Consider the following 10,777-nt stretch of genomic DNA (forward strand, 5'->3'; position numbering starts at 1 on the left):
GGACGCGGGAGAAGGGAGATGGCTCCGGACGGCGCGCAGCCGCCGAGGTCCGGGCTTCCCGAGAGCCTTATCCTTCCGCCGCCGGGCCGCGGGTGACGCGCCAGAGCAGGTACGCCTGCAGCACCCCCACGGCGGTGAGGACCACGATCAGCAGGACGGGGTCCGCGAGCCCGGACGGGACCGCGTCCCAGGCCCACCACACGAGCGGCCCGAGGGGGAAGGTGACGATCATGAGGGCGACGCCGGTCACCAGGATCGGGTCCGGGACGGTCAGCAGGATCACCGTCGAGACGACGCCGAGGAGCACCACCAGCGCGGCGTACGCGCCGGCGAGGACCGCCGCCAGGCGGCCGTTGCGGTAACGCCTCACGCCCCCCACGCTAGCTCAGGTCACATTCCCCAGCACGCGCTGCGGGGTGAGGCGGATGACGACGCGGACGGCCTCCGGAGGGAGCCGGAGGTACTCCTCGCCGGCTCCCTCGCCCTCGTAGCGCTCGGCCAGGAGCACCGCGAGCCGCCGCCCCTCGTCCACGGTGACCTCGGCCGTGCCGCGGACCTCGACGTAGCGCTCGGTGTCGGCGAGGTCGAAGACGCACAGGCTGGCGCGCGGGTCGCGTTCGAGATTGCGGATCTTGCGCCGGCCGGCCTGGGAGGAGATGACGACGTCGTCGCCGTCGGTGCCGATCCAGACGGCGGAGGTCTGCGGACTGCCGTCGGGGTTGACGGTGGCGAGGACGCCGACGTTGGGCGCGTCGAGGAGCCGCCGGACGGCGTCGCTGAGCGGAACGGTCATGATCGGCAGCGTACGCGCTCAGCCGGCGGCCCGGCGGCTGCGGAAGGTGCGGCGGTAGGCGTCGGGCGGGACGCCGACCGTGCGGTTGAAGTGGCGGCGGAGCGTGGCCGCCGTGCCCATGCCGGTGGCCGCCGCGATGGAGTCCACGCTGTCGTCCGTGGTCTCCAGGAGCTCCTGGGCGCGCCGGATCCGCTGGGTGTGCAGCCACTGGAGCGGGGTGGTGCCGGTCATCGACCTGAAGTGGCGGCCGAGGTGGCGGGAGCTGAGGTTCGCCCGGCGGGCGAGGTCCTCCACGGTCAGGGGCTGGTCCAGGTGCTCGACCGTCCAGCCGAGCAGCTCGCCGAGCGGGTGGCCGTCCGGCTCCGGCACGGGCGTGGCGACGAACTGGGCCTGGCCGCCGGGCCGGTGCGGCGCGACGACCAGCCGCCGGGCGATCGCGTTGGCGACGGCCGAGCCGTGGTCGCGGCGGACGAGGTGCAGGCACAGGTCCAGGGCGGCGGCCTTGCCCGCGGAGGTGAGCACGTCGCCCTCGTCCACGTAGAGGACGTCCGCGTCGACCTCGACGCGGGGGTGGCGGGCGGCCAGCGCCTCGGCGTGCGCCCAGTGCGTGGTGGCGCGCCGCCCGTCGAGCAGCCCGGCGGCGGCCAGCACGAACGCGCCCGTGCAGAGCGAGGCGACCCGCGCGCCCGCGTCGTACGCGGCGCGGACGGCGGCCACGAGGTCGGCCGGCGGGTCCACGTCGACCTCGGCCCAGCCGGGGACGATCACGGTGTCGGCGCCGGCGAGCCGGTCGAGCCCGCAGTCGGGTTCGAGCAGGAAACGGCCGTCGGCGCGGACGGGGGCGGCGCCGCAGATGACCGGCTCGTACCAGTGGCTGACCGGGATCGGCGGCGAGCCGCTGAACAGCTCGTACGCCAGGGCCAGCTCGAAGTGCAGGATCCCGTCGGCGACGGCTATCGCTACTGTGCTCACGTCCGGAATTGTACGCATCATGTCGTTCCGGACGCTCGTGCGGTGACCGCCTTCTTCGCCACGATGTGGGGGTGAAGCTTTCCGGCGGCGAGGGAGATGTGATGATCACGGTTTACGGCGCGTACGGGCACACGGGCCGCTTCGTGGTGGCGGAGCTGCTGCGGCGCGGGTTCGTGCCCGTCCTCGCGGGACGGGACGGCGGCAAGCTGCGGGACCTGGCCGCCGGGTACCCGGACCTGGAGGTCCGTGAGGCGTCGGTGGACGACGCGGCGGCGCTGGACCGGGCGCTGGCCGGGGCCGACGCGGTGATCAACTGTGCCGGGCCGTTCGCCGACACGGCGGGTCCGGTGGTCGAGGCGGCGTTGCGCGCCGGCGTTCCCTACGTGGACGTGGCGGCCGAGATCGAGGCGAACCTGGACACGTTCGAGCTGTTCTCCGAGCGGGCCAAGGAGGCGGGAGCCGTGGTCGTGCCCGCGATGGCCTTCTACGGCGGCCTCGGCGACCTGCTGGTCACGGCGGCGATGGGCGAGTGGCGGGAGGCGGACTCGGCGCACGTGGCGTACGGGCTGGACAGCTGGCACCCCACGACCGGGACCCGCGACGCGGGCGCGGTCTCCCGCCGGCGGCGGAACGGCCGGCGGGTGCGTTACGCGGGCGGCCGGCTGGAGTACCGCGACGACGCCGCGCCGACCGGCACGTGGACGTTCCCCGAGCCCGCGGGCGTGCGCGAGGTCATCGGTGAGTTCTCGATGGCCGACATCGTGACCGTGCCGAGCCACCTGGCGATTCCCGAGGTGTGCTCGTACATGACGGTCGAGGCGGCCAAGGACCTCTCCGGCGCGGACACGCCGGCCCCGGCCGCGGTGGACGAGCTCGGACGCTCGGCGCAGTCGTTCGTCGTGGACGTACGGGTGCGCGCCGGCTCGGCCGAGCGCCGGGCCGTGGCGAGGGGACAGGACATCTACGCCGTGAGCGCGCCGCTCGCCGTGGAGGCCGTCCTCCGGATCCTCGCCGGGCGGACCAGGGCAGCCGGGGTGGCCTCGGCGGGGGAGATCTTCGACGCGGAGGACTTCCTGGCGGCGCTGGCGCCCCACATCGTGGTCGAGCTGGACCACGCCGCCGCCCGGTGACGGGGTCAGGGCTGGCCGGCGGCGTCCTGGAAGCGGGGGCGTCCCGGGTCGTCCTCAGGGGAGTCGCCGGGAGGCGGCGGGTCGCGGTGGCGGCGCAGCCGCAGCACGTGCCGCGGCACCGGGGGCCGGGCCTCGCGCGGGGGCGCGTCCTCGGCCGACGTCGTGCCGCCGGGCTCCGTGACGGGCCGGCAGGCCATGTAGAGCTCCAGCCGGGAGTGCCCTTCTGGATGGTCCAGCCGTACCTCGTCGCACACCTGGCGGATCACCCAGAGCCCCATCCCGTGGGTGGGCGGCCAGGGCGGCGAGCGGTCCAGGTCGGCGGGCCTGAGCCGCCCGGCCGGATCGACGATCTGCACTCTCACGCCCTGGCCGGCCCGCGACAGGTGGACCGAGCCGGTGCCGGCTCCGTGGTCCAGGACGTTGGTGACGGCCTCGTTGACCGCCAGCACCAGGTTCTGGAGCCGCTCACCCGCCAGCCCCGCCTCCTCGGCGAAGCGACGCACCGCCTGGCGGATCCCGGCCAGGTCGGCGTCGATCGGCAGCGTCATGGCGGCCGGCTTGTCCATCCTTCCTCCGTTCTCGACGTCGGCGGAACGGCTGGCGACAGGTGCGCCGCGAGCAGCCCTCGGACGCCGTTCACACTGCCAGTGTCGCGCGTGAACGTGCCGAACGGTTGCAGATCGCTTAACACGTACAAGTTGGTCGAATCATTACAAAGGAAAACCCCCTCGCCGCCCCACGGTGAAGGCGGCGAGGGGACACGCCGGGCTGCTTACCGCACGTGGCGGCGCCGGCCGTACATCCCGGCGGCGAGCGCCACGCCCACGCCGGCGAGCACCACCTGGAGGATCAGTTCGATCCAGTCGATGCCTCCGGTGTCGGCGACCCCGAACGCGGCGGCGAGAGCGGTGCCGATCAGCGCGGCGACGATGCCGATCACGATGGTGAGCCAGATCGGGATGCTCTGGCGTCCGGGCACGACCAGACGGCCGAGAACACCGATGACGAGCCCGATGATGAGGGCGGAGATGATGCCGGTGACTGCCACGCTGCACGCTCCTGTCGCTTGGCGACCTGACCCTGGGGCAGGTCAACGCTTCATAACCTGACAGTCGAGTGCTGCCCATTTGCGCAAAGCGGAAACAAGCCGCTTCGCGGCTATTCGCTCACCTCGATGGCGAACGCGGGGCAGACCGCGGCCGCCTCGCGCACGGCGGCGTGCCGGTCCGCGCCCGGCTCGGCGTCCAGCAGGACGACGATGCCGTCCTCGTCACGCTGGTCGAACACCTCAGGCGCGATGAGCACACACTGCCCCGCGCCGCAGCACTTGTCCTCGTCGATGGTCACTTTCATGGCAGATGTCTCCTTGTCGAGTGGTTCCAGGGTCGTTACCAGCGGACCGGAACGGTACGGAGGCCGCCGACGGCCAGCCCCTCGACGCGCTCCAGCTCCGCCTCAGGGACGGCCAGCTCCAGGGTGGGCAGCCTGCGCAGCAGCACCTCCAGCACGACCTGCAGCTCGGTACGGGCCAGCGCCTGCCCGAGGCAGGAGTGCGCGCCCGCGCCGAAGGCCAGGTGGGGGTTGGGGCTGCGGGTCAGGTCGAACTCCCCGGCGGCCTCGAAAGCGCTCTCGTCCCGGTTGGCGGCGGCCATGCTGCAGATGACCGTGGTGCCCTTGGGCAACTCGACGCCGCTGACCTCGGTGCCCTCCTTGAGGTAGCGCGGCAGGCCGAAGCCCGAGTTGGCGTCGAGGCGCAGCGCCTCCTCGACCGTCGTGCGGATCAGCGACCGGTCGGCCAGCAGCGCCTCCCAGCGGCCGCGGTCGGCGAGCAGCATCGAGACCATCTTGCCGATCATGTTGGCGGTGGTCTCGTGCCCGGCGACGAGCAACGCCATGCCGGTGACCAGGATCTGCAGGTCGTTCAGCCCGCCGTTCTCGGGGCCGCCGGCCGCGATCAGCTCGCTCAGCAGGTCCTCGCCGGGCTCGGCGCGCTTGCCGGCCAGCAGGTCGGTCATGTACTGGAAGAACGCGGCCTGGGCGGCCTCGGTCTCGTCCTTGCCGTAGCGGGTCAGGTTGAGCAGGGTGTCCGACCAGTAGGAGAACCGGTCGCGGTCCTCGGCCGGCACGCCCAGCATGTCGCAGATGACGTAGACCGGCAGCGGGAAGCCCAGCGACGCCTTGAGGTCGCCCGGCGCGCCGCGCTCGACCATCTCGTCGATGAGGTTCTCGGCGATTCCGGCCATCGCGGGCCGCATGGCGTTCATCCGCTTGGCGGTGAACCACTTGCTGACCAGCCGCCGCCAGCGCTGGTGCTCCTCGCCGCTGTCCGGGATGATCATCGCCATCTCGCTGTTGAACACGCCGCCGCCGTCGGCCGAGAGCCGGGCCGCGTCGGGCGCGTTGAGCTGGCGGGTGAAACGCGGGTCGGCCAGCACCTGCCGGACGTCCTCGTAGCGGGTCAGCAGCCGGGCCCGGTCGCCGCTCGGCAGCTCGACGTGCGCCACCGGGCACGTGCCGCGCAGCTCGGCCCACTCCGCGGGCGGCTTCAGCGCCGCATCGTTCGGGATGGGGTAGGGCAGGACCTGCTCGTCGATGCTCATTCTGCTTCTCCCTCAGAGGTCGGTCGGGTTGGTCGTCACGCGGGCGTGAGCGGCTGGACCAGGGCCTGCTGGCGCAGCAGGCGGGCCTGCTTGGGCATGTTCCAGCCGAGCACGGCGGTGACCCGGCCGCCCTCGCGGTAGAGGGCGGCGAAACGGTGCCGCTCGGGGTCGCCCTCGGCGACGGTCACCTCGGCCGCCGGCGACGGCAGGCCGTGGGCCTGGATCTTGACGTCGTACTGGTCGGTCCAGAAGTAGGGGATCGGGGTGTACGGGCGGTCCGCGCCGAGCACGTTCGCCGCGACCGTCTGGGCCTGCTCGGTGGCGTTGGTGCGGTTCTCCAGGCGCAGCCGCCTGCCGAGCCCCTCGTGGTGGAAGGAGGCCACGTCGCCGACCGCGTAGACGCCCTCGGCGGCGCGGCAGCGGGCGTCGCACTCCACGCCGTCGCCCAGGGCGAGGCCGCTGCCTTGGAGCCAGCCGGTGGCCGGGCGGCAGCCGATCGCGATCACGACGACGTCGGCGGGCAGCGTCTCGCCGGTGGCCAGCCGCACGCCGGTGACCCGTCCGCCCTCGCCGGCCAGGCTCTCCACCGCGACGCCGAGCCGCAGCCGGACGCCGCGCGCGGCGTGCGTACGGGTGAGCAGGCCGCTGACGAACGGGCCGAGCTGGTCGCCGAGCACGGCCGGGCCGAGACCGGCGAGGGTGACCTCCAGCCCGAGGCCGCGGGCGGTGGCGGCGATCTCGCCGCCCAGCACGCCCTCGCCGACGACCACGAGCCGGGTGCCCGCGGTCAGGTGGGCGCGCAGGGTGAGCGCGTCGTCCAGGCCGCGCACCACGTGCACCCCGGCGAGACGTTCCTGCCCGTTCTGGCCTGGCAGGTGGCACGGGGTGAGGCCGGTGGCGAGCACCACGGCGTCGGCGCGCAGGACGCGCCCCGACCCGGTGGTGACGGCGCGCTCGGCGAGGTCCAGCGCCACGGCGGGCTCGCCCCGGACGAACTCCGCGTCCAGGGCGTCGAGCTGGGCCTGGCCGCGCAGCCGGGCGCGCTCCGGCTCCCAGGCTCCGGCCAGCACCTGCTTCGACAGCGGTGGCCGGTCATAGGGGAGATGGGGCTCGGCGTCGAGGAGCGTCAGCCGGCCCTCGTGGCCGAGCCGGCGCAGCGCCTCGGCGGTGCTCAGGCCGGCGGCGGACGCGCCGACGATCAGGACGTCACCTGCAGAGCCGCGCATGTCGCAAAGATCCTTCCCGCCGGCCGGACTTGACCACAGTACCTTACAACTGCAAGATAACTGACACATGTAAGCGAAGGGTAAACTGCTTGATGTGTCCGGCATGAAAGACAGCAGAAGTCCGTCCGTCGACCCGCGGGTCCTCCGTACGCAGGCGACCCTGGCCCGCGCCCTCCTGACGCTGGTCGAGGAGCGGGAGCTGTCCAGGATCGGCGTCTCCGACGTGGCCGAGCGCGCGGGCGTCAGCCGCACGGCCTTCTACGACCACTACCGCGACGTCCACGAGCTGGCCGAGGCCGCCTGCACCGCGATGATCGACGGCCTCATCAGGTCACTGCCCTCGCCGGGCCCCGACTCGGCCGACCTCCAGGAGGAGGCCACCCAGTCCCTGGAGGCGTTCTTCGCCAGCCTGGCCGAGCACGCCGGGCTCTACCGCAGCCTGCTCGGGCCGCAGGGCAGCGCGCGGGTGGCCGACCACATCCGCCGCCGGCTGACCGACGGCGTGCGCGAGCACATCCGCCAGACGCACGACGTGCCCGCCGCCTTCACGGCGGGGGCGATGTACGGCGTGGCCGCCGACTGGCTGCAGCGTGGATGCCCCGAGCCGCCCGCCCGGATGGCCGCGCTGACCTGGCCGCTCTTCCACGCGCTCTACGATGTGGTGAGCGCGCCTCCGCCGCCCGCGCCCTGATCGGTCCGCCGCCGTCTTGGTTCCCAAGTCGGCTCCAAGCCATGGACAAGAGCGATACCGCACCATGGCCGACCGTGAGCGGATATTTCAGAAAAACCTTCGCGAAGATCGCCGCGAGTACGGCGGTCGTCCTGGCGGTCGCGCTGCCCGCGGCCCCCGCGGCGGCCGACGAGTCGCCCGACCAGCGGCCTGACGTCCCCGTCGGCACCTGGCTGGCCGCGCGCACGCAGCCGGCGGTCCAGCTGACGAGCTTCTCCTACACCGGCACCGTCGCCGTCCCGACGAGCACGATCAACGAGAACGCCTTCCAGCAGCTGACGCAGCAGGCCGTCATCGCCGTGCAGAACGGCAAGATCGCCTCCGACGAGCGCAGCATCGCCAAGTGGCTCTTCCAGCGCATCGCCGCCGACGTCGACGCCTACCTCGTCGAGACGACCCCGGAGCGTACGGTCGAGGCCGAGGTCGGCGGCATGTGCACCGGCTGGTGGGTCACCCCGGACGGCTACATGGTCACCGGCGCGCACTGCGTCCAGGTCGGCGACACCGAGCTCAACCAGCTCTTCGCCCAGCAGGCGCTGGCCAAGTTCAACGAGCAGGACGCGAAGGAGATCATCAAGGGCCTCCAGGGCATCGAGGCCGACGAGGAGATGGTCAAGCTCGCCCAGCAGATCTACATCACCTTCAACAGCACCCACATGCGGCTGCGCGGGCTCAAGCAGAGCCTGTCGGTGCTGCAGAGCCTGCCCGGCGGCGGCGTGGACAAGACCGCGAAGGCGGTCCCCGCGGAGCTGGTCTCGGTGGGCGAGAGCTACCCGGGCAAGGACTTCGCGCTGCTCAAGGTGAACGGCCAGCAGAACCTGCCGACCGTGCCGCTCGGCGAGGACGCCGACGTGCGCACCGGTGACACGCTCTACATCAGCGGCTTCCCCGGCCTCGTCACGAACACGCCCTTCTTCAGCCTGGAGTCGAAGCTGGAGCCGGCGCTGACCGAAGGGCCGTACAACGCCAAGCGCTCCACGCAGACCGGCGTGCCGTACATCCAGACCCAGGCCCCGTCCTACCACGGCAACTCCGGCGGCCCGGTGTTCAGCAAGGACGGCAAGGTCATCGGCATGCTGATCGCGGGCACGGTGAGCGAGGGCGGCGAGGCGTCGGAGAGCGAGAGCTTCGTGCTGCCGGTCAGCATCATCAAGGAGAAGCTCGGCGAGAAGAACATCAAGGCGGCCCAGGCCACCACGACCACGCGCTACAACGAGGCGCTGAACGACTACTTCCGCAACTACTACGAGGACGCGCTGCCGAAGTTCCGCGAGGTGCAGGCGCTGTTCCCGAACCACCCGTACGTGGCCAAGTACATCAGCGAGTCGCAGACGGCGATCTCGGCGGGCAAGGACGAGTCGCCCAAGCCCCTGATGACGTGGGTGCTGATCGGCGGCGGCGTGCTCGTCGTCCTGGTGCTGGCCCTCGTGCTGCTCCGCGTGCTGACGCGGCGCAAGCGGCGCGGCGTCTCCTACGGCCCGCCGGCGCAGCCCGCGTACAACGCGGTGCCCTCGCCCCCGTGGCCGCAGCACCAGCTCCCCGCCGCCCCCGGCCAGCACGTCAACGGCCACGACCCCCAGTACGGCCCGCAGTACGGCTCCGGCCCGCAGTACGGCTCCGGCCCCCAGTACGGCTCCGGCCCCCAGTACGGCCCCGGCCCCCAGCAGCCCTCCGGCCCGCAGTACGGCTCCGGCGGCCAGTACGGCGGCCAGCCCGGCGGCTACGGCCAGCCCGGTCAGCACGGCCAGCACGGTCAGCACGGTCAGCACGGTCAGCACGGTCAGTCCGGCGGCTACGGCCCGCACGGTCAGCACGGCGCCTACGACCAGCCCGGCCACTACGACCAGTACGGCCGCCCCGGCCCGCACCCCGCCGACCCCACCCGCGACGTCCGCTACGGCCAGTTCGCGCCGCCGCCGGATGGCCACCAGCAGTGAGCGCCCGGGGCGCCTCCGGCCCGGCGCCGGACCGCCCCGAGCCCACTGGACCCTCCCGCTGAGACGTCCGATCGCCGCCAGCGCCCGGCGGCGACCGGCGGCGACAGTGGGACGCATGAGCAACACCACCACCACCACCACCGCTGTCGGCGAGCACGTCCGCATCGAGCCGAACATCCTCTACTTCGGCACTCCGGTCGTGCTCATCTCGACGCTCAACGAGGACGGCTCCCCGAACCTGGCCCCCATGTCGTCCGCCTTCTGGCTCGGCTGGCGCGGCCTGCTGGGACTCGGCGCCCGCGCCAGGACGGCGGAGAACCTGCTCCGCACCCGCGAGTGCGTCCTCAACCTGCCCTCCGACGCCCTGGCCGCCGCCGTGGACCGGCTGGCGCTGACGACCGGCAGCGACCCCGTCCCCGAGCGCAAGCGGGAGCGGGGCTACCGGCACGTGGCGGACAAGTTCGGCCGGGCGGGGCTGACGCCGGTGCCGTCCGAGACGGTGGCGCCGCCGCGGGCCGCCGAGTGCCCGGTCGCCATGGAGGCCGTGGTCGAGGCGGTGCACCCGTTCGGCGAGGGCGGCGGCACGCTCGCCTTCGAGGTGCTGGTGCGGCGCGTCTGGACGCACGAGCGGATCAGGCTGGCCGGCACGGACGACCACATCGACCCCGACGCCTGGCGTCCGCTCATCATGAGCTTCCAGAAGCTGTACGGCCTGGGCCCGCAGGTCCACCCGTCGACCCTGGCCACCATCCCCGAGCGGGTGTACCGCACGGCCGACCTGGAGCGCGCCAGGACCCTCTAGACCAGGACCCGCCAGACGTGGTCGGGGCACACGCGGGCGATCTCCTCGCGCGGCAGCCAGCCGGCCCTGACGCTCTCGGAGCCCGCGGGCGGCGCGGTGGGAGCGCCGGGCCCGGGGACGACGGCCCGGAAGACGGCCATGTAGGCGAGTGAGGGGTAGCGGTAGCCGGCCGGCGGCGGCTCCAGCAGCTCGACGCGCTGCCAGGCGAAGGCGGTCAGCGCGGCGGGCGGCAGGCTCAGCCCGGTCTCCTCGCGCAGCTCGCGGACCGCCGCCTCGACGGCGCTCTCGCCCGGCTCCAGGTGGCCGCCGGGGATGTCCCAGCCGCGGCCATCCCTGTCGACGTACGTCATGAGGGTTCTGCCGAGCCCGTCGGCGACGAGGACGAACGCGGACGTGGTCGACGCGACCGGTGGCGTCTCGGCGGTGCGGATGACGTCGAGGCGGTGCGCCACGGGGATCCAGGGCACGGTTCGCGTCGCGATCAGGTGGGCCACCTGGCAACTCCAAGCCAAAGCTAGGGAGATGTCAAGGCATTATTGGGGTGAAAAGTCCGTTCCGTCCGCAAAAGTGGGGGCACACCCTGTACC

General features: G+C 72.9%; 13 protein-coding genes. 4 read left to right on the top strand and 9 right to left on the bottom strand.

The features are described 5' to 3' along the window. Nucleotides 1–67: 67 nt before the first annotated feature. Genes Nocox_RS02825 through Nocox_RS02835 form a run of 3 tightly spaced genes read right to left on the bottom strand, consistent with a single transcriptional unit; the run spans nt 68 to nt 1,765 of the window. Complete coding sequence (locus Nocox_RS02825; protein WP_020543358.1) at nt 68–370, bottom strand: SCO4225 family membrane protein; 303 nt, start codon at nt 368–370, stop codon at nt 68–70. 15 nt (nt 371–385) lie between these two features. Continuing rightward, on the bottom strand, nt 386–793 hold the full coding sequence (locus tag Nocox_RS02830; RefSeq protein WP_020543359.1) for a PPOX class F420-dependent oxidoreductase: 408 nt from the start codon (nt 791–793) through the stop codon (nt 386–388). An 18-nt stretch (nt 794–811) separates the two neighbouring features. After that, entirely contained in the window at nt 812–1,765 is a 954-nt protein-coding gene (locus Nocox_RS02835; RefSeq protein WP_020543360.1) for a helix-turn-helix domain-containing protein, read from the bottom strand. A 101-nt stretch (nt 1,766–1,866) separates the two neighbouring features. Between Nocox_RS02835 and Nocox_RS02840 the strand changes: the two genes are divergently transcribed. Then, the gene (locus Nocox_RS02840; RefSeq protein ID WP_020543361.1) at nt 1,867–2,895 is read left to right on the top strand and encodes a saccharopine dehydrogenase family protein; all 1,029 of its coding nucleotides are present in this window, start codon (nt 1,867–1,869) and stop codon (nt 2,893–2,895) included. 5 nt (nt 2,896–2,900) lie between these two features. Here the strand turns inward: Nocox_RS02840 and Nocox_RS02845 are convergent, their stop codons facing one another. From Nocox_RS02845 to Nocox_RS02865, 5 genes are all read right to left on the bottom strand, one after another. Beyond that, nucleotides 2,901–3,461 carry an ATP-binding protein gene (locus Nocox_RS02845; protein WP_020543362.1) on the bottom strand — a complete coding sequence of 187 codons (561 nt, stop codon included), beginning with the start codon at nt 3,459–3,461 and terminating at the stop codon, nt 2,901–2,903. 206 nt (nt 3,462–3,667) lie between these two features. Next, nucleotides 3,668–3,943 carry a GlsB/YeaQ/YmgE family stress response membrane protein gene (locus Nocox_RS02850; RefSeq protein ID WP_020543363.1) on the bottom strand — a complete coding sequence of 92 codons (276 nt, stop codon included), beginning with the start codon at nt 3,941–3,943 and terminating at the stop codon, nt 3,668–3,670. A gap of 110 nt (nt 3,944–4,053) precedes the next feature. Beyond that, entirely contained in the window at nt 4,054–4,248 is a 195-nt protein-coding gene (locus tag Nocox_RS02855) for a ferredoxin (protein WP_020543364.1), read from the bottom strand. A 35-nt stretch (nt 4,249–4,283) separates the two neighbouring features. Continuing rightward, on the bottom strand, nt 4,284–5,495 hold the full coding sequence (locus Nocox_RS02860) for a cytochrome P450 (RefSeq protein ID WP_020543365.1): 1,212 nt from the start codon (nt 5,493–5,495) through the stop codon (nt 4,284–4,286). A gap of 35 nt (nt 5,496–5,530) precedes the next feature. Further along, the gene (locus Nocox_RS02865) at nt 5,531–6,721 is read right to left on the bottom strand and encodes an NAD(P)/FAD-dependent oxidoreductase (protein WP_020543366.1); all 1,191 of its coding nucleotides are present in this window, start codon (nt 6,719–6,721) and stop codon (nt 5,531–5,533) included. Between the two features lie 103 nt (nt 6,722–6,824). On the opposite strand from Nocox_RS02865, the gene Nocox_RS02870 reads away from it, so the two are divergent. From Nocox_RS02870 to Nocox_RS02880, 3 genes are all read left to right on the top strand, one after another. Continuing rightward, nucleotides 6,825–7,412, top strand: coding sequence for a TetR/AcrR family transcriptional regulator (locus Nocox_RS02870; RefSeq protein WP_020543367.1), 588 nt, complete (start codon nt 6,825–6,827; stop codon nt 7,410–7,412). A 74-nt stretch (nt 7,413–7,486) separates the two neighbouring features. After that, a complete protein-coding gene (locus Nocox_RS02875; protein ID WP_051112562.1) occupies nt 7,487–9,388 on the top strand; it encodes a S1 family peptidase in 1,902 nt (633 codons plus the stop codon). A gap of 115 nt (nt 9,389–9,503) precedes the next feature. Then, nucleotides 9,504–10,190 (top strand): flavin reductase family protein, encoded by a 687-nt coding sequence (locus Nocox_RS02880; protein WP_020543368.1) that lies wholly within the window; start codon nt 9,504–9,506, stop codon nt 10,188–10,190. Here Nocox_RS02880 and Nocox_RS02885 read toward each other — a convergent pair. Beyond that, nucleotides 10,187–10,684 (bottom strand): NUDIX hydrolase, encoded by a 498-nt coding sequence (locus Nocox_RS02885; protein WP_020543369.1) that lies wholly within the window; start codon nt 10,682–10,684, stop codon nt 10,187–10,189. The genes Nocox_RS02880 and Nocox_RS02885 overlap by 4 nt on opposite strands. Nucleotides 10,685–10,777 lie beyond the last annotated feature (93 nt).

This window comes from Nonomuraea coxensis DSM 45129 (assembly GCF_019397265.1).
Lineage (GTDB): Bacteria > Actinomycetota > Actinomycetes > Streptosporangiales > Streptosporangiaceae > Nonomuraea > Nonomuraea coxensis.